Source organism: Actinoplanes palleronii (assembly GCF_016862315.1).
GTDB classification, from domain to species: domain Bacteria; phylum Actinomycetota; class Actinomycetes; order Mycobacteriales; family Micromonosporaceae; genus Actinoplanes; species Actinoplanes palleronii.
This window is the reverse complement of sequence record NZ_BOMS01000007.1, coordinates 1-21,378: the sequence shown is the minus strand read 5'-3', so window position 1 is coordinate 21,378 and position 21,378 is coordinate 1. Positions and strand designations below refer to the sequence as shown.

At 71.3% G+C, this 21,378-nt stretch carries 17 protein-coding genes and 15 tRNA genes; 26 read left to right on the top strand and 6 right to left on the bottom strand.

Annotated features, from left to right (window positions below; translation table 11 throughout):
* The first annotated feature begins 67 nt into the window (after window positions 1-67).
* From Apa02nite_RS01690 to Apa02nite_RS01680, 3 genes are all read left to right on the top strand, one after another.
* Window positions 68-1,621, top strand: coding sequence for a sensor histidine kinase (locus tag Apa02nite_RS01690; RefSeq protein WP_203823498.1), 1,554 nt, complete (start codon window positions 68-70; stop codon window positions 1,619-1,621).
* Window positions 1,618-2,286, top strand: a complete 669-nt coding sequence (locus Apa02nite_RS01685; protein ID WP_067697988.1) for a response regulator — start codon at window positions 1,618-1,620, stop codon at window positions 2,284-2,286. Before Apa02nite_RS01690 ends, Apa02nite_RS01685 begins: the two co-directional genes overlap by 4 nt.
* Before the next feature lie 63 nt (window positions 2,287-2,349).
* Window positions 2,350-4,581, top strand: a complete 2,232-nt coding sequence (locus tag Apa02nite_RS01680; protein ID WP_203823497.1) for a putative bifunctional diguanylate cyclase/phosphodiesterase — start codon at window positions 2,350-2,352, stop codon at window positions 4,579-4,581.
* On the opposite strand, the gene Apa02nite_RS01675 is transcribed toward Apa02nite_RS01680, so the two are convergent.
* Window positions 4,572-5,222 carry a class I SAM-dependent methyltransferase gene (locus Apa02nite_RS01675; protein ID WP_203823496.1) on the bottom strand — a complete coding sequence of 217 codons (651 nt, stop codon included), beginning with the start codon at window positions 5,220-5,222 and terminating at the stop codon, window positions 4,572-4,574. The genes Apa02nite_RS01680 and Apa02nite_RS01675 overlap by 10 nt on opposite strands.
* A 49-nt stretch (window positions 5,223-5,271) precedes the next feature.
* Window positions 5,272-6,276 (bottom strand): alpha/beta fold hydrolase, encoded by a 1,005-nt coding sequence (locus Apa02nite_RS01670; RefSeq protein ID WP_239164047.1) that lies wholly within the window; start codon window positions 6,274-6,276, stop codon window positions 5,272-5,274.
* 86 nt (window positions 6,277-6,362) lie between these two features.
* On the opposite strand from Apa02nite_RS01670, the gene Apa02nite_RS01665 reads away from it, so the two are divergent.
* The 4 genes from Apa02nite_RS01665 (at window position 6,363) to Apa02nite_RS01650 (ending at window position 10,255) form a co-directional block, all read left to right on the top strand.
* On the top strand, window positions 6,363-7,085 hold the full coding sequence (locus Apa02nite_RS01665; RefSeq protein WP_203823495.1) for a FadR/GntR family transcriptional regulator: 723 nt from the start codon (window positions 6,363-6,365) through the stop codon (window positions 7,083-7,085).
* Window positions 7,082-7,909, top strand: coding sequence for a sterol desaturase family protein (locus tag Apa02nite_RS01660; protein ID WP_203823494.1), 828 nt, complete (start codon window positions 7,082-7,084; stop codon window positions 7,907-7,909). The genes Apa02nite_RS01665 and Apa02nite_RS01660 overlap by 4 nt, the downstream gene beginning before the upstream one ends.
* A complete protein-coding gene (locus tag Apa02nite_RS01655) occupies window positions 7,906-8,532 on the top strand; it encodes a lysoplasmalogenase family protein (RefSeq protein WP_203823493.1) in 627 nt (208 codons plus the stop codon). The genes Apa02nite_RS01660 and Apa02nite_RS01655 overlap by 4 nt, the downstream gene beginning before the upstream one ends.
* Before the next feature lie 199 nt (window positions 8,533-8,731).
* Complete coding sequence (locus Apa02nite_RS01650) at window positions 8,732-10,255, top strand: catalase (RefSeq protein ID WP_203823492.1); 1,524 nt, start codon at window positions 8,732-8,734, stop codon at window positions 10,253-10,255.
* 33 nt (window positions 10,256-10,288) lie between these two features.
* Here the strand turns inward: Apa02nite_RS01650 and Apa02nite_RS01645 are convergent, their stop codons facing one another.
* Window positions 10,289-10,852, bottom strand: coding sequence for a TetR/AcrR family transcriptional regulator (locus Apa02nite_RS01645; RefSeq protein ID WP_203823491.1), 564 nt, complete (start codon window positions 10,850-10,852; stop codon window positions 10,289-10,291).
* Window positions 10,853-10,928: 76 nt separating this feature from the next.
* Here Apa02nite_RS01645 and Apa02nite_RS01640 point away from each other — a divergent pair, with 76 nt between their 5' ends.
* Entirely contained in the window at window positions 10,929-12,362 is a 1,434-nt protein-coding gene (locus Apa02nite_RS01640; protein WP_203823490.1) for an MFS transporter, read from the top strand.
* A gap of 212 nt (window positions 12,363-12,574) precedes the next feature.
* On the opposite strand, the gene Apa02nite_RS01635 is transcribed toward Apa02nite_RS01640, so the two are convergent.
* On the bottom strand, window positions 12,575-12,811 hold the full coding sequence (locus tag Apa02nite_RS01635) for a hypothetical protein (RefSeq protein WP_067698007.1): 237 nt from the start codon (window positions 12,809-12,811) through the stop codon (window positions 12,575-12,577).
* Window positions 12,812-12,898: 87 nt separating this feature from the next.
* Window positions 12,899-13,687 carry a siderophore-interacting protein gene (locus tag Apa02nite_RS01630; RefSeq protein ID WP_203823489.1) on the bottom strand — a complete coding sequence of 263 codons (789 nt, stop codon included), beginning with the start codon at window positions 13,685-13,687 and terminating at the stop codon, window positions 12,899-12,901.
* Window positions 13,688-14,543: 856 nt separating this feature from the next.
* Here Apa02nite_RS01630 and Apa02nite_RS01625 point away from each other — a divergent pair.
* The 16 genes from Apa02nite_RS01625 to Apa02nite_RS01550 all read left to right on the top strand — a co-directional run bounded on the left by Apa02nite_RS01625 (window position 14,544) and on the right by Apa02nite_RS01550 (window position 16,546).
* A tRNA-Trp gene (locus Apa02nite_RS01625) sits at window positions 14,544-14,615 on the top strand.
* 117 nt (window positions 14,616-14,732) lie between these two features.
* Window positions 14,733-14,806: transfer RNA gene (locus Apa02nite_RS01620), tRNA-Ala, on the top strand.
* 23 nt (window positions 14,807-14,829) lie between these two features.
* Window positions 14,830-14,902: transfer RNA gene (locus Apa02nite_RS01615), tRNA-Arg, on the top strand.
* 26 nt (window positions 14,903-14,928) lie between these two features.
* A tRNA-Glu gene (locus Apa02nite_RS01610) sits at window positions 14,929-15,003 on the top strand.
* A gap of 11 nt (window positions 15,004-15,014) precedes the next feature.
* A tRNA-Gly gene (locus tag Apa02nite_RS01605) sits at window positions 15,015-15,086 on the top strand.
* Window positions 15,087-15,097: 11 nt separating this feature from the next.
* A tRNA-Leu gene (locus Apa02nite_RS01600) sits at window positions 15,098-15,171 on the top strand.
* Between the two features lie 5 nt (window positions 15,172-15,176).
* Window positions 15,177-15,249: transfer RNA gene (locus Apa02nite_RS01595), tRNA-Ala, on the top strand.
* A gap of 13 nt (window positions 15,250-15,262) precedes the next feature.
* A tRNA-Asp gene (locus tag Apa02nite_RS01590) sits at window positions 15,263-15,334 on the top strand.
* A gap of 4 nt (window positions 15,335-15,338) precedes the next feature.
* Window positions 15,339-15,429: transfer RNA gene (locus Apa02nite_RS01585), tRNA-Ser, on the top strand.
* 5 nt (window positions 15,430-15,434) lie between these two features.
* A tRNA-Pro gene (locus Apa02nite_RS01580) sits at window positions 15,435-15,509 on the top strand.
* A gap of 9 nt (window positions 15,510-15,518) precedes the next feature.
* Window positions 15,519-15,607 (top strand) — tRNA-Ser (locus tag Apa02nite_RS01575).
* 5 nt (window positions 15,608-15,612) lie between these two features.
* A tRNA-Lys gene (locus Apa02nite_RS01570) sits at window positions 15,613-15,685 on the top strand.
* 11 nt (window positions 15,686-15,696) lie between these two features.
* Window positions 15,697-15,771 (top strand) — tRNA-Glu (locus Apa02nite_RS01565).
* 18 nt (window positions 15,772-15,789) lie between these two features.
* Window positions 15,790-15,874, top strand: a tRNA-Ser gene (locus Apa02nite_RS01560).
* Between the two features lie 22 nt (window positions 15,875-15,896).
* Window positions 15,897-15,969, top strand: a tRNA-Arg gene (locus Apa02nite_RS01555).
* A 151-nt stretch (window positions 15,970-16,120) separates the two neighbouring features.
* Complete coding sequence (locus Apa02nite_RS01550; protein ID WP_203823488.1) at window positions 16,121-16,546, top strand: hypothetical protein; 426 nt, start codon at window positions 16,121-16,123, stop codon at window positions 16,544-16,546.
* 23 nt (window positions 16,547-16,569) lie between these two features.
* Here Apa02nite_RS01550 and fusA read toward each other — a convergent pair whose 3' ends face one another.
* Window positions 16,570-18,480, bottom strand: coding sequence for an elongation factor G (fusA, locus tag Apa02nite_RS01545; RefSeq protein WP_203823487.1), 1,911 nt, complete (start codon window positions 18,478-18,480; stop codon window positions 16,570-16,572).
* A gap of 267 nt (window positions 18,481-18,747) precedes the next feature.
* On the opposite strand from fusA, the gene Apa02nite_RS01540 reads away from it, so the two are divergent.
* Both Apa02nite_RS01540 and Apa02nite_RS01535 read left to right on the top strand, forming a co-directional pair.
* Entirely contained in the window at window positions 18,748-19,347 is a 600-nt protein-coding gene (locus tag Apa02nite_RS01540; RefSeq protein WP_203823486.1) for a CPBP family intramembrane glutamic endopeptidase, read from the top strand.
* A gap of 198 nt (window positions 19,348-19,545) precedes the next feature.
* Window positions 19,546-21,117, top strand: coding sequence for a DHA2 family efflux MFS transporter permease subunit (locus Apa02nite_RS01535; RefSeq protein ID WP_203823485.1), 1,572 nt, complete (start codon window positions 19,546-19,548; stop codon window positions 21,115-21,117).
* Window positions 21,118-21,378: the final 261 nt, after the last annotated feature.

Genomic DNA, 21,378 nt, shown 5'->3' with positions numbered 1-21,378 from the left:
TAGGTCTCAAGCGGGATCACGATTACGGTCATTCTGTTCACCGTCCCGAAACGCAGATCGGCCCCCCATGACCCGACGCTGGAGTATCGCGCGGCAGCTGTTCGCACTGCAGGCACTGGTCGTGACGCTGCTGGTGGCGGTCTGCACCACCGGTGCGGTGCTGCTCGCCCGGCGTGACGCCCGGAACGCGGCGATCGGGGAGGTCACCGCGGTGGCCGAGACGATCGCGCACACGCCGGCCGTGATCGGCGCGCTGGGCGCCGCCGACCCGAGCCGGGTGCTGCAGCCCTACGCGGAGACCACCCGGCTGGCCACCGGCACCGACTTCATCGTGGTGATGGCGCCGGACCGGACCCGGTACACGCACCCGAGCCCGGATCTGATCGGCCGGCCGTTCGCCGGGACGGTGGCCGGGGCGCTGGCCGGCGGGACGGTGGTCGAGGAGTACCACGGCAGCCTGGGCGACTCGTGGCGCGCGGTGGTGCCGATCCGCGCGCAGACCGGGACGATCGTCGGGCTGGTGGCGGTCGGGATCACCACCGCGGCGATCAACCGGGCGCTGATGGCGCAGTTCCCGGCGGTGGCGGCCGGGACCGGGGCGGCGCTGCTGCTGGCCGCGGCCGGGTCGGGGCTGCTCAGCCGCCGGTTGCGCCGCCAGACGCACGGGCTCGGCCCGGCCGAGATGACCCGGATGTACGAGTACTACGACGCGGTCCTGCACGCGGTCCGCGAGGGTCTCGTGGTGGTCGGCCGGGACGGCCGGGTCGAGCTGATCAACGACGAGGCGCGCCGGCTGCTCGGTGCGCCCGCCGCCGGCCCGGCCGACCTGCCCGCCGAAGTGGCCGGGCTGATCGCGGAGCGGCACCCGATGGTCGACGAGCCGGTCCTCGCCGGTGAGCGGATCCTGGTGGTGAGCCGCCGCGAGACCCGGTTCGAGGGCCGCACCCTGGGCACCGTGCTCACCCTGCGCGACCACACCGAGCTGCGCCAGCTGACCGGGGAGCTGGACTCGGTGCGCGGGCTGACCGAGGCGCTGCGGGCGCAGGCGCACGAGGCGGCGAACCGGCTGCACACCGTGCTCACCCTGGTCGAACTCGGACAGCCGGAGGAGGCGGTCCGGCTCGGCACCGAGGAGCTGGCGCTGGCACAGCAGCTGACCGACCAGGTGGTCGGCGCGGTGCGGGAACCGGCCCTGGCCGCGCTGCTGCTCGGCAAGTCGGCGCAGGCCGGTGAGCGCGGCATCGAGCTGACCGTGGACCCGGCGTCGCATCTGGACGGTTCGGCGCTGCCCAGCCGGGACCTGCTCACGGTGGCCGGCAACCTGATCGACAACGCGCTGGAGGCGGTCAGTGCGGGGCCGGCGCCGCGCCGGGTGCGGGTGCTGGTGCGCCAGGACGGCGACGAGGTGCTGGTCCAGGTGAGCGACACCGGTCCGGGTCTGACCGCGGATCAGGCCGCCGCCGCCTTCCGGCGCGGCTGGTCGACCAAACCGGGTCCGGGGCGCGGCGTCGGGTTGTCGCTGGTCCGGCAGGTCGCTGAGCGGTACGGCGGGAGCTACCGCATCGACCAGGCGACCGGGCACGGCGCGGTGCTCACCGTACGGCTGCCGGTGCCGGCGTGATCCGCGTGCTGGTGGTCGACGACGAGCCGCTGATCGCGCAGGCCCACCGGGCGTACACCGAGCGGATCGCGGGCTTCGAGGTGGTCGGCGTGGCGCACACGGCGCGCGACGCGATGGCGGTCCTGCGTACCCAAGAGGTTGATCTGATCTTGTTGGATCTCCACCTCCCGGATCGGCACGGTCTGGACCTGGTGCGGGCCCTGCGCGCCGCGGGCAGTGGCGCCGACGTGCTGGCGGTGACGTCGAGCCGGGACCTGGGCGTGGTCCGGCAGGCGGTGGCGCTGGGCGTGACCCACTACCTGCTGAAGCCGTTCACGTTTGCCGCGTTCCGGGACCGGATGGACCGGTACGCGCTGTATCGCGCGCAGGTCCGCGAGGTGTCCGAGGTGGCCGCCCAGCACGAGATCGACCGGGTCTTCGCCACGCTGCGCGGCGGCCCGCCGGACAGCCTGCCGAAGGGCCTGGACCCGGCCACCTTCGACCTGATCCGCGCGGCGTTGCAGGCGGCCGGCGGGCTGTCGGCGACCGAGGTGGCGGCCCGCACCGGCACGTCGCGGGTGACGGCGCGGCGCTACCTGGAGCACCTGGCCGAGGCCGGGCGGGCGGTCCGCAGCCCGCGGTACGGCGGACCGGGGCGCCCGGAGGTGGAGTACCGCCCGGCCTGAACTCGCCGGACCGGGTTCGGCCTGGGGCTCAACTCCGCGGCACTCGTGCCGAACTGACCGGATGTGACGGGTCTCCGGCGTCCCCCGTGGTGGCTCGCCTGGCTGCTGGGCGGCACGGCTGCCGCGGCCGGCTATTCGCTGCTGCCGTACGCCTGGCCGGCCGTGCTGATCTCCTCGCTGGTCACGGTCGGCTCCTGCGCGGTGATGGTGGTCGGCGCCCACCGGCGGCACCGGGCGCAGCGCGGCGCGTGGCTGGTCTTCGTGGCCGGTGTCGGCACCTGGTTCGCCGGTGACCTGGTCTACGCGACCCAGCAGCTGTCCGGCCGGGTCGTGCCGTTCCCGTCCTGGGCGGACGGGTTCTACCTGGGCGCCTACCCGCTGCTGATGATCGCGTTGTTCCTGCTGACCCGGCGGCGCGGCCCGATCTGGTCGGGCAACCTGATCGACTCGGCGATCGTGGCGATCAGCGTCGGGATCGCGTACTGGACGTTCGTGATCGAGCCGATCGTGGTCGACTCCGGGGTGTCGCCGATGACCCGGGCGACCACGGCCGGCTACCCCACGATGGGGGTGCTGCTCTGCGCGCTGCTGGTGCCGATGCTGCTGCGCCGCGGGCCGCGGACCGCCGGGATGTGGCTGCTCACCGTCGGCGGCGTGGTGATCCTGGCCGGCAACGTGGTCTACACGCTGCTGCCCGACGCGATGTACGCCTACGGCTCGTACGTCTACGCCGGCTACCTGTTCGCGTACGTCTGCTGGTCCGCCGCCGCCGCCCACCCGGCGCAGGCCACCGCGATCGCCGAGGAGGAGGAGAGCCTGGGCTGGAGCCGTCTGCTGGTGCTGACCGCCTCGATGCTGCTGGTGCCGGCGATCCTGCTGGTGCAGGGCGAGCGCGGCGGCGGGCAGATGAGCTGGCTCGCCGTCGGCATCGGCTCGATGGCGCTGTTCGTCCTGGTGGTGACCCGGATGTCCGGGTACATCAAGCGGGTGCACAGCCAGGCCCGCCGGCTGCACGACCTGGCCATGCGCGACGACCTGACCGGGCTGCCGAACCGGCGCGCGTTCGAGGAGGAGGCGATCCGGGGCGTGGCGGCCGGCCCGTGCCGGCTCGTGATGATCGACCTGGCCGGGTTCAAGCACGTCAACGACCGGCTCGGCCGGGCCGCCGGGGACCAGGCGCTGGCCGCGGTGGCCGGGCTGCTGCGCGCCTCGTTGCGCGAGGGTGACGCGGTGGCCCGGATGGGCGCCGACGAGTTCGCCGTGCTGGTCCTGGACACCCGGAAGGACGAGGGCGAGACGGTGGTGGCCCGGCTGGTCGACCTGCTGCGCCGGCCGGTCGTCTCCGGCGAGCACGAGCTGCTGCTCAACGCCCGGCTCGGGGTGGCCGACAGCGAGTACTGCGGCGCGGTACCGGTGCCGGAGCTGGTGCGCCGCGCGGACACCGCCCGGTACGCCGCGAAGGCGGCCGGCAGCCAGCTGATGATCTACACGGCCGAGCTGGACGAGAGCGCCGACGCGGCCGCGCAGCTCGGCGCGGACCTGCGGCACAGCCTCGACGACGGCGACTTCCGGGTGGTCTACCAGCCGATCGTGGAGCTGACCACGACCCGGTTCGAGGCGGTCGAGGCGCTGGTGCGCTGGCACCATCCGGTCCGCGGGTTCGTCAGCCCGGTCGACTTCATCCCGGTCGCCGAGGACAACGGGCTGATCGTCGAGCTCGGCGAGTTCGTGATGCGCACGTCGTGCCACAAGTTCGCCGGGTGGCGCCGCGACCTGGGCGCCGCCGCGCCGAGCTACATCAGCGTCAACGTCTCGGCCCGGCAGCTGCGCGAGCCGGAGTTCCCGGACGTGGTGGCCGCGATCCTGGCCGAGTGCGGGCTGGAACCGGCCGCGCTGCTGGTCGAGGTGACCGAGACCGCGCTGTTCGGCGGCGGCACCGCGGTGCACGCGGTGGAGACCCTGCACCGGACCGGGGTGCGGATCGCCCTGGACGACTTCGGCACCGGCCACTCGTCGCTGGGCCTGCTGCGTACCGTGCCGGTGGACGTGCTGAAGGTGGACAAGTCGTTCGTCGACGAGATCATCGCGGGCGGTGGCCGGGCGGTGATCGTGGACGCGCTGATCCACGTCAGCAAGGGCCTGGGGCTGCGGGCGGTCGCCGAGGGTGTGGAGACCGCGGAGCAGGCGGCGTACCTGCGCGAGCTCGGCTACGAGTACGCGCAGGGCTACTTCTTCGGCAAGCCGGTCCCGGAGCCGGACTTCACCCCGCGCGCCCTCGTCGTCGATCAGGCGTAGGCGATCCCGGCGATCTGGGTGTTGAACGAGACGAACGGGCTGTGCAGCCGGTACGGCTCGATGTCGACCCGGGCGAACCCGGCCGCGCGCACCAGCGCGGCCAGGTCCCGTTCGCACGAGCAGCCCTCGAACGTCCAGGCCCACGGCCGGCGCAGCGCCCGTTGCAGGTAGCGGGTCGGCGTGCCGGCCGGTGCCGCGACGTGCTCGACGAACCGGTACGTGCCGCCCGGGCGCAGCACCCGCCGCACCTCGGCCAGCACCTGGGCCGGATCGGTCACCGTGCACAGCACGAGCGAGGAGATCACCGCGTCGGCGCTGCGGTCGGGCAGCCCGGTGTGCTCGGCGACCCGCTCGCGCAGATCCAGGTCCACGCCGCGGCGTCCGGCGGCGGCCCGCAGCCGGGCGTGCATCGGCCGGTTGGGTTCGACGGCGACGAGCGTCGAACCCGGGCGTAGGTAGCGCAGGTTCGCGCCCACGCCGGAGCCGAGCTCGACGACGTTCTCGGGCAGGTCGGCGAACACCCGCCGCTTGTGCCGGCGCACGTGCCACTCGATGTACGGGCCCAGCACGCTGAAGAACGCGGCGTTGAACGGGCCGCGCATCGGGTGCACCGGGAAGGGTGGTGCGGACAGTTCAGTCATGGCGTCGACTCTGCGCCGATCCGGCCGGCCGGTCAGGCGGGGAAATACCTCACTGTGCGGCGAACCAGGCGGCGATCTGGGCCCGGGACCGGAATCCCAGGCGCAGCCGGATCCGTTCCACGTGCCCCTCGGCCGAGCGCTCGTCGATGCCCAGCCGCGCCGCGATCTCCCGGTTCGTGCAGCCCTGGCTGACCAGGGCGGCCACCTCGCGCTGGCGGGCGGTCAGCGTGCCGGTGCGACGCCGGGCGGCGGGCAGGCCGAGGAACCGGCGGACCACCCGCACCAGCTCGTCCCGGTCACCGGCGTACGGCAGGTGCGAGCGGCCGGGCAGCAGCACCAGGCCGGCGCCGCTGATCCCGGCGGCCAGGGCCTCGGCCTGCGCGACCGGCGCGGCGCGGTCGCCGGTGCGGTGCACCACGAGGGTCGGCGCCCGCACCCGGGCCAGCTGGTCGCGGACGTCGAGCCGGTAACTGAGCGCCAGCAGCTCCCGGGCGGTCGCCGCGGTCGAGCAGGCGCGCTGGTAGCGGGCCATCGCGGCGCGGGTCGGGCCGTCGGCGTCCGGGGCGAAGATGTCGGCGAGCACGTCCGAGCCCAGCCCCCAGTGCGCCTCGACCAGCCCCAGGAGGTGCTCGCGCACGCTCGGCGGGGACAGCTCGTCGCCGCGCGCCCAGCCGCCGTAGAGGACCAGCCGGCGTACCGTCTCGGGGTGTTGTGCGGCCCAGGCCGCCGCGACCGGCGCGCCCATCGACGTACCCATCAGGTCGAACGGCTCGCGCAGCGCGGCCGTGACCGCGGCCAGCTGCTCGAGTTCGAAATCCAGCGACGCCGGCCGGTCCGCGGCCGGCGACAACCCGCAGCCGGCCCGGTCGTAGCGGACCAGCCGGCAGCCCGCGCCGAGCGCCTCGTAGAGGGCCCGCTCGGCCGGCAGCTCCCAGCCCAGCTCGAGGTGGGTGAGCCAGCCCATCACGTAGACCAGCGGCCGGCCCGCGCCCGCCGACGAGTAGGCCACGGTGGCGCCGCCGGCCGTCACCACCCGATCGAGCCGCTGCTGCACGAGCCGATTATCGCTGCCGTCCGCCGATGCGGGAAACTGGTCCAACCAGTTGACGGGTTGATGTGTGACGGGGCACACTGCCGCGCATGGATTTCGATCCCGCACCCCGGCTCTCCGTCTCCGACCACGTGTTCGGCCGGCTCCGCGACGCCATCGTCGGCGGCGCCTACCCGGCCGGTGACCCGCTGCCCAGCGAACGGGAGCTGGCCGCCGGCTTCGCGGTGAACCGGCACGCGATCCGCGAGGCGCTGCGCCGGCTGCAGCAGCTCGGCCTGGTCCGGGTCAGTCAGGGCGGCGCCACCCGGGTGCTGGACTGGCGGGCCACCGCCGGGCTGGACCTGGCCATGACCCTGACCACCGCCGAGGACGTGCTGCCGGTCGAGACCCTGGCGCGCGACGTGCTCGAGATGCGGGCCTGCATCGGCGCGGACGCCGCCCGGCTCGCCGCCGAGCGGGCCACCCGCCCGGCCCGGGACGCGATCCTCGAGGCGGCCGAGGCGTACGCGGACGCGGCACCGGACCTGGCCGCGATGGCGGTGGCCGACCTCGCCCTGTGGCGGCGGATCGTCGAGGGCTCCGGCAACATCGCGTACCTGCTGGCGTTCAACAGCCTCACCGCCGGGACGCTCGCGGTCGGTCACGTGCCGGCTCACCGTCGTACCGAAGAGCTCTTGAACGTCACCGCCCACCGCAGGCTGGCCGCCCTGATCTCGGCCGGCGCGGCCGCCGAGGCCGAGCGGGCCGCGCGCGGCCTGCTCACCGCGCCCCTCGGCAGCGACACCGCCCTGATCGACAAGGAGCAGCGATGATCCCCGCCGTGCTCTACGCCGTCCCGGCGTTCCTGCTGCTCATCGTGATGGAGGTGCTGTCCTACCGGTTCCTGCCGGACGACGAGGAGCGCGGGTACGAGGCCCGCGACACCGCCACCAGCCTGTCGATGGGTGCCGGCAGCCAGGTGATCGGCGTGCCGTGGAAGCTGTTCACCGCGGTGCTGTACGCCGGGCTGTACGTGCTCAGCCCGTTCAAGCTGGACCCGAGCCACTGGTGGGTCTGGGTGCTGCTGTTCTTCGCCGACGACCTGGCCTACTACTGGTTCCACCGGCTGCACCACGAGGTCCGGGTGCTCTGGGCCAGTCACGTGGTGCACCACTCCAGTCAGTTCTACAACCTGTCCACCGCGCTGCGGCAGAGCTGGACCCCGATGACCTCGCTGCCGTTCTGGCTGCCCCTGGCGCTGCTCGGGATGCCGCCGTGGATGATCTTCCTGCAGCAGTCGATCAGCCTGGCGTACCAGTTCTTCCTGCACACCGAGCGGATCGACCGTCTGCCCAGGCCGGTCGAGTGGTTCCTCAACACCCCGTCGCACCACCGGGTGCACCACGGCTCGAACGACCCCTACCTGGACCGCAACTACGGCGGCATCCTGATCGTCTGGGACCGGCTGTTCCGCTCCTTCGAACCCGAGGGCGAGAAGGTCAGGTACGGCCTGACCAGCAATATCAGCACCTACAACCCGCTGCGGGTGGCGACGCACGAGTACCACGCGATCTGGCGGGACCTGCGCACCGCGACGAGCTGGCGGGCCCGCCTCGGTTACGTGTTCGGCCGCCCGGGCTGGCAGCCCGCCACGTGAGGATCACGCTCTTTGCCGCCGTCGCGATCATCGAGGTGGCCGCGGTCGCGCTGGACTGGACCGCCCTGCAATGGATCACGAAGCCGCTCCTGGCGCCCCTTTTGCTCCTTCACATCTATAAAAAAGCTGACAAAAGTCTGGCCGCGGCGCTGGTCCTCGCCACGCTCGGCGACATCGCACTGCTGATCCCGGGCACCCCGGCTTTCCTGGCCGGGATGGGTTTCTTCCTCGGCACCCAGCTCTGCCTGCTCACCGCGTTCCTCAAGCGCGCCCGGCCGCCGCTGGCCGCCGTGCTGGCCTACGCGGTGCTCTGGGCCGGGGTCAACGCGCTGCTGTGGAGTCGCCTCGGTGACCTGCGGGTGCCGGTGCTGGTCTACAGCCTGGCGCTGACCGCGATGGCGGCCGCGGCCACCGGGGTCTCCCGGCGCACCGCGGCCGGTGGCGCGTTGTTCCTGCTCTCCGACCTGATGATCGGCGCGGGCGCGGCCGGGATCGAGCTGCCCGCCGCCGGGGTGCTGGTGATGACCACGTACGCGGCGGCGCTCGCCCTGATCGTCACCGGCTCAGTTCCGGGCCCGGCGCACCGACTCGACAGTCATGAGATGTCGAGTCCTGCTCGGTAGCGTTCTGGTTGCGGGGGCGCTGGCCGCCCCGGCACCGGCCCACGCCGCGACCGCCGCCGGCGACCGCCTCGCCGCAGGTCACCTCGCCGTCCTTCGTCGTCGACTGACGCCGCCCGTGCACTGAACTGGAGCTGTTCCAGATCAAGGTTTAGCGTGCTGAGACCGGGTATCCCCTGTTCAGGAAAGGGAGGTTCTTCTCGTGAGCCCATCAGAACGCCCGCCGACCACTACGGACGCCGGCATTCCGGTCGCCAGCGACGAACACTCGCTCACCGTCGGACCGGACGGCCCGCTGCTGCTGCAGGACCACTACCTGATCGAGCAGATGGCCAACTTCAACCGGGAGCGGATCCCGGAGCGCCAGCCGCACGCCAAGGGCGGCGGCGCGTTCGGCACCTTCCAGGTCACCCAGGACGTGAGCGCCCTGACCCGGGCCGCGGTGTTCCAGCCCGGCGCCGAGACCGAGACGCTGATCCGGTTCTCCACCGTCGCCGGCGAGCGGGGCAGCCCGGACACCTGGCGGGACCCGCGCGGTTTCGCGGTGAAGTTCTACACCACCGACGGCAACCTGGACATCGTCGGCAACAACACGCCGGTCTTCTTCATCAAGGACCCGATGAAGTTCCAGCACTTCATCCGGTCGCAGAAGCGCCGCGCCGACAACAACCTGCGTGACCACGACATGCAGTGGGACTTCTGGACGCTGTCACCGGAGTCCGCCCACCAGGTCACCTGGCTGATGGGTGACCGCGGCATTCCGCGCACCTGGCGGCACATGAACGGCTACGGCAGCCACACCTACCTGTGGATCAACGCGCAGGGCGAGCGCCACTGGGTGAAGTACCACTTCAAGACCGACCAGGGCGTCGAGACGTTCACCCAGGACGAGGGTGACCAGATGGCGGCCATGGACACCGACTACCACCAGCGCGACCTGTTCGACCACATCGCCGGCGGGGAGTTCCCGAGCTGGACGCTGCACGTGCAGGTGATGCCGTTCGAGGACGCGAAGACGTACCGGTTCAACCCGTTCGACCTGACCAAGGTGTGGCCGCACGGCGACTACCCGCTGCGGGAGGTCGGCAAGCTGACCCTGAACCGCAACGTCACCGACTACCACACCGAGATGGAACAGGCCGCGTTCGAACCGAACAACGTGGTGCCCGGCACCGGGCTGTCACCGGACAAGATGCTGCTGGCGCGCGGGTTCAGCTACTCCGACGCGCACCGGGCCCGGCTCGGCGTCAACTACAAGCAGATCCCGGTGAACTCGCCGAAGGTGGAGACGCACTCGTACTCCAAGGACGGCGCGATGCGGATCCGGAACGTGACCGATCCGGTGTACGCGCCGAACTCGTACGGCGGCCCGCAGGCCAACCCGGCGCTGACCGACGACGGCGGCAAGTGGTACGCCGACGGCGAGATGGTCCGGTCCGCGGCCACCCCGCACGCCCAGGACGACGACTGGGGCCAGCCCGGCACCCTGGTCCGCGACGTGCTCAACGACGCGGAACGCGACCGGCTGGTCACCAACATCGTCGGTCACCTGCTCAACGGCGTCAGCGAGCCGATCCTGCTGCGCGCGTTCGAGTACTGGCACCAGGTCGACAAGAGCCTCGGCGACCGGATCGAGGCCGGCGTGCGCGCCAAGCAGCACGAGAAGGACCCCAAGGCCGCCCAGCAGGCGAACCCGGCCCGGTCCGCCGCCCAGGACAAGGCCTGATTTCTCGTCCGGCCACCGCGCCGCCCCCGGGAGTCACCGGGGGCGGTTGCGTATCCCGTCCAGGGCGAAGGCCAGCACCCGGTCGCGCTGGGCCTCGTCGACGAACGCGCCGGAGACCAGCCCGGAGATCATCCGCAGCACGTCGTCGAAGCTCGCGTCCGGGCGCACCTCGCCGGCCGCCCGGGCCCGCTCCAGCAGCGGCTCGCCGGCCCGGTACATCGCGACCCGGCACGACGTGAACAGCTCGGAGTCACGGTTCAGCGCGTCCATCACGGCGCGTTTGGTGACCACGTAGCCCACGAAACGGTCCAGCCAGGCCCGCAGCGCCTCCCACGGCGGCAGGTCGGCGACCGTCTCGGCGACGACGCTCAGCTGGTTGATCTCCTCGACGTAGACCGCCTCGAACAGGTCACGCCGGGTCGGGAAGTTGCGGTACAGCGTGCCGATGCCCACCCCGGCCCGCCGGGCGATCTCCTCGAGCGACGCGTCGGTGCTGCTCTCCGCGAAGATCTCGCGCGCGGCGGCGAGCAGCGCGTCGAAGTTGCGGCGCGCGTCGGCCCGTTGGGGGCGGCGCACCGAAACCGGCACATCCTGCATGGGGAGACCCTCCTCACATCACCCCCGGCGGTAATCGGCTTGCTAACCGGAGGCACCCCTCCGCTAATCTGGAGGCATGCCTCGACTTTACCAGGCGACCCCGCGCGTCACCTTCTCCGTGCTGGCCGCGGCCGCCGCCGCGTTCGCCCTCATGCAGTCCCTGGTGACCCCGGTGCTGCCCACCATCCAGCAGGACCTGCACACCACCACCGGCACGGTCACCTGGGTGCTCACCGCCTGGCTGCTCTCCGCCTCGGTCGCCACCCCGCTGATGGGCCGGATCGCCGACATGATCGGCAAGGACCGGACGCTGCTGGTCGCGCTCGGCGCCATCGCGCTGGGCTGCCTGCTCGCCGCGGTCGCCCCGAACGTGACCGTGCTGATCATCGCCCGCGTCGTGCAGGGCCTCGGCGCCGCCGTCTTCCCGGTCTCCTTCGGCATCATCCGCGACGTCTACCCGCCCGAGCGGGTCGGCTCCGCGATCGGCATCCTGGCCGCGGTCATCGCCAGCGGCTCCGGCCTCGGCATCGTGCTGGCCGGCCCGATCGTCGGCGTGCTCGACTGGCGCTGGCTGTTCTGGATCCCGATGATCGCGGTGACCGCCGTCGCGGTGCTCGCCTGGCGGGTCGTTCCGCCGTCGCCGGCCGGGGTCAAGGGCCGGATCAACTGGTTCTCCGCGACGTTGCTGGCCGGCTGGCTGGTCGCGCTGCTGCTGCCGCTCAGCAAGGGTGCGACCTGGGGCTGGGGCTCCGGTCGTACCGTCGGGTTGTTGATCCTCGCGGTCGTGATGTTCGCGGCCTGGATGGTGGCCGAGCTCCGGTCCACCGAACCCCTGATCGACATGCGGATGATGCGCCTGCCCGCGGTCTGGACCACCAACCTGGTGTCGCTGCTCTTCGGTGCCGCGATGTTCGGCGTCTTCGCGTTCCTGCCGCAGCTCATGCAGGTCCCGGCGAGCACCGGCTACGGCTTCGGCGCCTCGGTGACCACCGCCGGCCTGCTGATGCTGCCGATGATGGTGGCCATGGCGGTGTTCGGCTCGCTCAGCGGCCCGCTGACCCGCTGGGTCAGCAACAAGGCCCAGCTGCTCTGGGGCGCCGGCCTCGGCACGATCGCCTGCTTGAGCCTCGCGCTGCTCCACGACAGCCGGGCGATCGTCGCGCTCACCGGCGCGCTGTTCGGTATCGGACTCGGCCTGCTCTACTCCTCGATGATCAACCTGATCGTGCAGAGCGTGCCGCGTCACCAGACCGGCGCGGCGAGCGGCATGAACACCAACATCCGCACCATCGGCGCGTCGATCGGCACGGCGGTGGTCAGCTCGGTCGTGACCGGACACCCCGGCGCCGGCGGCCTGCCCGCGGAATCGGGTTACACCGAGGCGTTCCTGCTGCTCGCGGTGGCCAGCGCTGCGGCGTTCGCGGTCGCGCTGCTGGTCCCGGCCGGCCGCAAGCCCGAGGTCGCATCGACACCGGTGGCCCTGCCGGAGCTCAGCCCGGTCGAGGTCTGAGGTTCTGTTGCGGTTCAACGCAAGATCAAATTCTTGATGTCGTGCGTCCGCCGGGGTACAGATCGTCGCTCCCGCCGGGACCCCTCCGGGTTTCGCTGGCCGCTGGCGCGTCCATAACGCAAAACCCTCCGGGGCGATGTCCGCGGGTGGTCGCGGTCAGAGCGTCAGAGCCGGGCCCCGTCAGCTGACCGGGCCCGGCTCTCTTTCGTCGGCTAGCGGTAGTTCTCCTCGTCCGGCTCGTCCTCGGTGCCGCGCTCGACCACGTCGCTCTCCGAGCCGGGCCGGGCCTCCAGCTCGTCGTCGGTGGCCGGCGGCTCCTGCACGTCCTGTGGCCCCTGCGGCTCCTTGTCGGCGGGCAGCGGGCCGACCGGCTGCTCGTCGACATCCGCCGACCCGGGGCCGTCGCTGGTCACGAACTCGGCGAAGCTCTCCGGCTCAAGATCACTCATGCCCGTCTACATACCCGTTCCGCCGGCAAATAGCCGCCGTGCCCGCGCCGCGTGGCGAATAGCCGTGCCCGCGCCGCGTTGATCGGCTCACACGTAGCCGTGCCCGTGCCGCCAGTAGCCGACGAAGTCCACCTGGTGCTTGGTGAAGCCGCGCTCCTCGATCAAGAATCGCCGCGCACCGGTCGCCAGGGCGGACTCGCCGACCAGGTAGGCATAGCCCGCGCCGTCCGGCAGCGTGGAATCCCGCAGCGCGCTCAGCGCCAGCCCGCCCGGCACCGCGTGCTCCGCGCCCGCCTCGTCCCGCGCCACCCAGCGCACCGTGACCCCGGCCGGCACGGCGAACTCCTGCGCGTCGGCCGCCACCGGGATCTCCACGATGGCCAGACCGCGGGCGTCGGCCGGCAGCGAGCCGCAGATCCCGGCGACCGCCGGCAGCCCGGTCTCATCGGCGACCAGCAGCGTCCAGTCGGGTTCGGTGCGGGGGTTCCCGCTTCGGGGGTGGTAGCTGGTGCCCTGATCGAGCAGACCGACCTGGTCGCCGGGCTTCGCGTTCAGGGCGAACGCGGTCGCCGGCCCGCACCGCCCGTCCGCGTCGGTGTGAATGACGAAGTCCACGTCGAGCCGCCCGTCCGCGAACGCCCGCACCGTGTAGTTGCGCACCCACGGCCGCTTCGCCTTCGGCGTGGCCAGGTACTGCGCGTACCACAGGCTCGACGTCCGGGTCGGCAGCCGCAGCGTCTCCTGCCCCTCCCGCGGCAGGAACAGCCGGAACCACTGGTCGAAACCGAGCGGCGTGAACCTCTCGAGCCCGTCACCACCCAGCGTGACCCGGACGACGGTCGGCGACACCCGGCGCTGCCCGGTGACCTCCAGCATCAGAACATGCGGATCGACCGGCTTCCGCTGCCGAAGGCGTGACTCACTCACTGCGCAACCCTCTCGACCACCATCGCGAGTTGCTTAGGCTAGCCTAACTTCCCCTCGCTCCAGTGCCCGCCTCTCGCCTCCCGCGCCCGTCGGTCCGGGGTAGGGCGGTGAGAGTCCGCGCTGCCGGATCGCGTGCGTCTGCCGCCCGCCTGGGGGCGCTAGCCGCACGCACCACCCGACCGCGGACCGCCACCACCCCCGAACCCGGCCCACCGCGGACCCCAGCCGCCCCTTCAGCGCCGAGCGCGGTCTTCCGCCGCCCCTTCAGTGCCGAGCGCGGTCTTCCGCCGCCCCTTCAGCGCCGAGCGCGGTCTTCCACCGCCCCTTCAGCGCCGAGCGCGGACTCCTGCCGCCCCCGCCCACCCGCACCCGAACACATCGGACGCCATTCCACGGCCGCAGGGCCCCACCGAGATCAAGATGGGCTGAGCGGCATCGGGCCCAGCTCGGCGGGTGGTGGGCTCGAGAATTGCTCGAATAAATGCGTTGTCGGTCTTGGGGAGTGGGCCTAACGTAGTCATCACCACCGAGGCAGTCGGGGCGAACGGAAAGCACTGATCAGGGAAGGGGAAACCGATCATGCAGTGGCAGATTTCGATCATGTCGCAGCGGCCTGAGCCGCGCGGTGCGGCTGTCATGGCACGGTCCGGTCGATCCCTGGCCGCCAGTCCGCGGGCCCTGAGCAGCGACGTTCTGGCTCTCGGCGAACCGAAGCGCGACACGGGACGGTGGCGACGCTAGCTTTCCAGCTAGCGACGTTCAGCCGCCCTCCCGATCCGGGACCGGGCGGTTTTCTGTTTCTCCTACGGGTGTAGCTCAACGGTAGAGCGGCAGCCTCCAAATCTGTCAGGTGCGGGTTCGAATCCTGCCGCCCGTGCATCCGACCGCGGTGGAAACCGGCGGTCACGATCCTTGATAACTCCACAGTGGATGGCACATATCTTTGTACGTCCCGGCCACCGGCAGCATCGCCGCCGGTGGCCGGGGAAACGATGGGCTTGTGGCGCAGTCTGGTAGCGCACCGGTTCGGCAGACCGGGGGTCGGCGGTTCGAATCCGCCCAGGTCCACGCGATCCCGATCAGGGGATCACGTCTTCGTAGCTCAGCGGAAAGAGCACCGGATTACGGATCCGGGGGTCGGGAGTTCGAATCTCTCCGGGGACACGTTTCGGGCAGCCACCCGAAGAATGCGCCCGTGAGGTTGCGGAAGGTCAGACCACCGGACTCTCAATCCGGAGGACCGGGTTCGACCCCCGGACGGGCGACGCAGGAAAATGTGGTTGTAGCTCAACGGTAGAGCGCCGCCTCGCCATGGCGGAGGTTCCGGGTTCGAATCCCGGTAGCCACTCGACACAGCAGGCCCGGGTAGCCCAATGGCAGGAGGCACACCGCTCAGAACGGTGGCAGTGCGCGTTCGAATCGCGCTCCGGGTACGTATGGGCTCGTAGCTCAGTTGGTAGAGCGCCGCTCTCGCACAGCGGAGGCGGCCGGTTCGAATCCGGCCGGGTCCACGTTTTTATGCCAGCCCTGTTAGCTCAGTGGGAGAGCAAGCGCCTGTCGAGCGCGAGGTCGCCGGTTCGATCCCGGTACGGGGCGCGGTGGAGAGTTGGCCGAGCGGCCTAAGGCGGCGGATTGCTAATCCGTAGTGCGGGTCACGACCCGTACCGAGAGTTCGAATCTCTCACTCTCCGCTCCACGGGATGTGGCGCAGCTTGGTCAGCGCACCGGTTTCGGGAACCGGGGGCCGCGGGTTCGAATCCCGCCATCCCGACGTGAACATGGAGACGCCAGCCGATGGGCGCCGGCCGCCGCCTCGAAAGCGGTTGGGGGTAGTGATATCCCGTATGGGTTCGATTCCCATCGTCTCCGTTCATGCGCCGCTAGCTCAATGGGTAGAGCTACTGACTCTTAATCAGTGGGTTCGGGGTTCGAGTCCCCGGCGGCGCACGGAAAGGCTTGGCGCGGTGGACGAATAGGGAGAGTCACCTGGTTTTCACCCAGGGCATGTGCGGGTTCGAATCCCGTCCGCGCTGCTTCACGTCGTACAAAATGGGGGAGCCGGCCTGGCTTCGGAAACGCCGCTGGAATCGGCGTGGCCTCGTGAGAGGCCCGTGGGTTCGAATCCCACCTCCTCCGCGTCGGTCAGCACGACAGTTCCGCCTTCGTAGCTCAGTGGAGAGAGCACGGCGTTCCGAGCGCCGGGGTCGCTGGTTCGAGTCCAGCCGGGGGCACGATGTGGGCCATCCACTGTGGGGAGACCGCAGGCGAGCGTCGGGTTCTCAGCCGCCCCTCATAAGGGTGGCCCGCCCGGTTCGACACCGGGGCCTGCGACCGATGAAGTTGGCCCATGAACGGGTGCGGAACAGTCGTACGCTGGGGCGCATGGAGCTGCGCTGGTGGTCGATCGAAGTATTCGACGGGCCGCGGCAGTCCGCCGCCCGCTGGCAGGATTCGTATGGGAACGCGCTCGTCGAGGCCGCCGTGACGCACGGGGCCTACGACTGGGCGTGGCATCGGCACACCTGGGGTGTGCTCTTCGAGATCGGGTTCCGCACCGACGAGCAGTTCACCGGCTTCCGTGACCTGGCCGGCGTGCGTGCCGCGCTCGACGCGGTGCCCGACCCGGTGAACGGGCTGCTGATCTATCCGGGCCGGGGTGGCAGTTCCGGGCGGGTCCAGCCCCGCCGTCCGCTGCCGAAATCCGGTGCCGGTGCCGCGGCGCTGCCGGTCGAGCCGTCCCGCACCGAGCTGCGTCTCGGACCCACGTCACCGCCGGTCACCACGGGAGGCGTGAGGCGGGCCCGATGATGAGCATCGGGCCCGCCGTTTAGTCAGGCCGCCGGACGGTAGCCCGCGGGGCGGCTGGTGAACGTGCCGCGGCCGTGGGTGCGGCTGAGCAGCTGCGTCGAGTAGCCGAACAGCTCGGCGAGCGGCACGACCGCCGTCACCGCCCGTACCCCGGAGTCGGTGACCTGGCCGCGCCGGGCCGCGAGGTCACCGAGGACCGCGCCCAGCGTCTCCGACGGAGCGCTGACCGTGACCTCCGCGACCGGTTCGAGCAGTTCCATGACGCAGGCGCGCAGCGCTGTGCGCAGGCCGAACCGGCCGGCCGCGCGGAACGCCATCTCGGACGAGTCCTTCGGGTGGGTCTGCCCGTCGGTCAGCGTGACCCGCAGCCCGACCACCGGGTGACCGCCGAGCGGGCCCTCGGCGAGCGTCTCCCGGCAGCCGGCCTCGACCGCACGGACGTACTCGGCCGGGACCCGGCCACCGGTCACCGTCGAGGCGAAGGTGAAGCCGTCGCCGGGCGCCACGGCCAGCACGACGTGCGCGTACTGGCCGGAGCCGCCGTCCTGCTTGAGGTGCCGGTAGAGCAGGCCGGTCACGCCGTGCCGGACGGTCTCCCGGTACGCCACCTGGGGACGGCCCATGGTCACCGCCAGGCCGGTGCGCTGACGGAGCTTCTCCACGGCCACCTCCAGGTGCAGCTCGCCCAGTCCGGACAGCAGGGTCTGACCGGTTTCGGCGTCCATGCGTACGGTCAAGGAGGGGTCCTCCTCGGCCAGCGCGGCCAGGGCTCGCGGCAGTCGCAGCGCGTCGGGACGCGACCGCGCCTCGACCGCGACCGAGACCAGCGGATCGGTGATCCGCGCGGCCTCCAGCAGTACCGGGTTGCGCCGGGTGGCCAGCGTCGTGCCGACCTGGGCGGCCTTCACCCCGGCGACGGCGACGATGTCACCGGCGGTCGCCCGGTCGATCTCGGTGTGCCGGTCGGCCTGGACCCGCAGGATGCGGGCGATGCGTTCGGTACGGCCCGCGCCCGCGTCCCACACGGTGTCTCCCTTCGTGAGCGTGCCTTCATAGACGCGCAGGTAGGTGAGCCGGCCGGTGCGCGCGGTGTGCACCTTGAAGACCAGCGCGGCCAGGTCCTGCTCCGCGTTGCCGGTCGGGGCCGGCAGGTAGTCGACGATGGCGTCGAGCAGCGGCTCGATGCCTTTGTCGCGATAGGCGGAGCCGCAGAGCACGACAACCGCCTGACCGGAAAGGGTCAGGTCTCGGAGGGCGCGGCGGAGGGTCGCGTCCGAGATATCCCCCAATTCCTCCAGGGCCGCGGGGTGCAATGCGGCGACCTGTTCCTCGAGGTGACGGCGCCCGGCGCGGGCCTCTTCCGAAATGTCCGAACTTTCGGACATTTCGCCGTTGTTCCAGGTCAGGGCCCGCATGCCGACAAGATCGACGACACCACGGAACGCGCACTCCGCACCCAGCGGAAGCTGGACGAGCAGCGGCACGACCTCCAACCGATCCGCGATCGACGCGACCGCCGCCGACAACGACGCACCGGCCCGATCCAGCTTGTTCACGAACGCGATCCGCGGCACCTGATAACGATCGGCCGCCCGCCACACCGCTTCGGACTGCGGCTCCACCCCGGCCACGCCGTCGAACACCGCGACCGCCCCGTCGAGGACCCGCAGCGACCGCTCCACCTCGTCGGAGAAGTCCACGTGTCCGGGAGTGTCGATCAGGTTCAACCGGTGCTCGGCCCAGTCGCAGGTCACCGCGGCCGCGAAGATGGTGATGCCGCGGTCGCGTTCCTGCTGGTCGAAGTCGGTGATGGTGGTGCCGTCGTGCACCTCGCCGCGCTTGTGGGTGGCGCCGGTGACGTAGAGGATGCGTTCGGTCAACGTGGTCTTGCCGGCGTCGACGTGCGCGAGGATGCCGAGATTGCGGACACGCATGATGGCTCGTACTTTCGATGTCGATCGGTCGAGGGCGTGCGCCCGCCTGACCGCCGGCATCGGAGCTGCTCAGGCGATCAGGTACGGCCAGTCCCGGTGGCGCGGCCGGAACCGGGCACACCACTGAAGAGGATCAGGTCGAAACGCGACACGGGGGTCCGCATGATCGGGCTCCCCTTCCGTCGCTGTCGCTGTCGCCTTTTTCGTGCGATCTCCGTCGAAGATACGGAGCTCGTGGATCGGGGTCGAGCGATTTACCGTGAGGGGATGCTGCCGGTCCTCGTGATCATGGGCGTGGTCCGGCTCTGGACCGTCCGCGGCCCCGCCTGGACTCAGCCGATCACCGGGCCGCTGGCCGCGATCTTTCTGGTCGCGGTCTCCGGCTTCCCTCCCGGTGAGCTCGGGCTGACGACCGCCGGTTTTTGGTACGGCGTGAGCGCGGTCGCGGCCATCACCCTCGGGTACGCGATCGCGGTGCGGCTCCCGGTGGCGCGCCGATTCTTCCGCACCGACTACCCCCGCCCCTGGTACACCGCGCTCGTCGCGGTACCGCTGGCCACCGTCGTCTTCGAGGAGGTCGCGTTCCGTGGCGTGCTCTGGGCGCTGATCAGCCGGGAGCACGGCACGGCCTGGGCGACCGGGGTGACCGCGGTGCTGTTCGGACTCTGGCACCTGGGCCCGGCCCGGCCGTGGACGGACGCGCTGGCCACCGGTGTGGCGGGTGTGCTGCTCGGCGTCCTGCGTGGCCTGAGTGGCGGGCTGCTGACACCGGTGCTGGCGCACTGGGCCGCGGACGGGATCGGCGTGCTTGCCGCGGCCCGGGTGGCGCGGTCGCGCCGGGACGCGAGTGACGCCTGCGCGCCGTGATCCGGGCACCGCGATCGGGGGTCGCCGGAACAGGTGATCAGTGGGGAGCGCCACAGTCCGGAGCCGGATAATGGGGAGGTGAGCCGGGCTTTCGGTTCGTTACGCTCACGCCGTGACACGGCGGGCCCAGGGGGCTGAGCCCGTCCGATTCGCCCGACGATCTCGCCGCGTGGGTCCACGCGGTCTTTGGAGTTTCCTTTGAGTAGCCAAGCCCAGGCTGCGCCGGCCAAACTCGACGCCGCCGTTCTGAAAATCGCCGGGGTCGTGGTCCTCGGCGCGATCATGTCGATTCTCGACGTCACCGTGGTCAGCGTCGCGCTGCCCACCTTCCAGTCCACGTTCGGCGCCACGTATGCCGAGGTCGCCTGGACCATGACCGGCTACACGCTGGCCCTGGCCACGGTCATCCCGCTGACCGGGTGGGCGGCCGACCGGTTCGGCACCAAGCGGCTCTACATGACCGCGCTGGTGCTGTTCACCGTCGGCTCGGTGCTGTGCGCCACCGCCGACACGATCGGCCAGCTGGTCGGCTATCGGGTGCTCCAGGGCCTGGGCGGCGGCATGCTGATGCCGCTCGGCATGACGATCATGACGCGGGCGGCCGGACCGGAGCGGATCGGCCGGCTGATGGCCGTGCTCGGCATCCCGATGCTGCTCGGCCCGATCGGCGGCCCGATCCTCGGCGGCTGGCTGATCGACGTGGCCAGCTGGCACTGGATCTTCCTGATCAACGTGCCGATCGGCGCGATCGCGCTGGTCTACGCGTGGTTCGCGCTGGAGAAGGACAACCCGGAACCGTCCGAGTCGTTCGACTTCCTCGGCATGCTGATGCTCTCCCCGGGCCTGGCCTCCTTCCTGTACGGCGTCTCCTCGCTGCCCGAGGCGGGTAGCTTCTCGGCCACCAAGGTGTGGCTGCCGATGCTGCTCGGTGGCCTGCTGGTGATCGGGTTCGTGTTCTACTCGTTCAAGCCGAAGCACCCGCTGCTCGACCTGCGCCTGTTCACGAACCGGAACCTCACCGTCTCGACGGTCACCCTGGCGGTCTTCACGATCGCGTTCATGGGCGCCGGGCTGCTCTTCCCGAGCTATTTCCTGCAGGTGCGCGGCGAGTCCACGCTGCACGCCGGTCTGCTGATGGCCCCGCAGGGCATCGGCGCGATGGTCACCATGCCGATCGCCGGTGTGCTGGCCGACAAGATCCCGATCGGCCGGACGGTGCCGTTCGCGCTGCTGCTGCTCGCGGCCGGTTTCTTCACGTTCACCCAGGTGGGCACGGACACGTCGTACGTACTGCTGTGCGGTTCGCTGTTCGTGATGGGCCTGGGCATGGGCGGCACCATGATGCCGATCATGACGTCGGCGCTGAAGACGCTGACCAACCACGAGGTGGCCCGCGGTTCCACGCTGCTGAACATCATGCAGCAGATCGCCGGCTCGGTCGGCTCGGCGATGATGTCGGTGATCCTGACCAACCAGCTCAACGACTCCGCGGTCATCCCCGGCCTCACCACGCCCACCGGCGAGCCGATGACCGAGGCCGGCGCCGCGATCGCCTCGCACCAGGTCCCGCAGATCGCCGAGCAGCTCCCGCCGGACGTCCTGCAGCGCGGCTTCGAGTTCGTCGCGGACTCGTTCGCCACCACGTTCTGGGTCGGGTTCGCCCTGACCCTGGCCACGCTGATCCCGGCATACTTCCTGCCCCGCCAGCGCCAGGCCCCGAACCTCCTGGAACCGGACGCGACCCCCGCCGCCCCGATCGTCATGCACTGACCCCAGCGTCCCGCCACGGAGGCGCTCCCGGTGACCACCGGGAGCGCCTCCGTCGTTTCCACCGCGCCCCTCCCGCGTTCCAGCACCAAGCGGCGACCCCGGCTGGCACTGACGGCCGTCTCAGCCCACTCGAGGCACCCCTGAGCCCCAGCCCCCACATCCCGGCTGGTGCTCAGGGTCGTCTCGGCGCTGCTGAGGCACCCGTGAGCGCCAGCCGCCGCGTGTCTTGGCTGGTGCTCACGGGTGTCTCGGGCCGGTTGT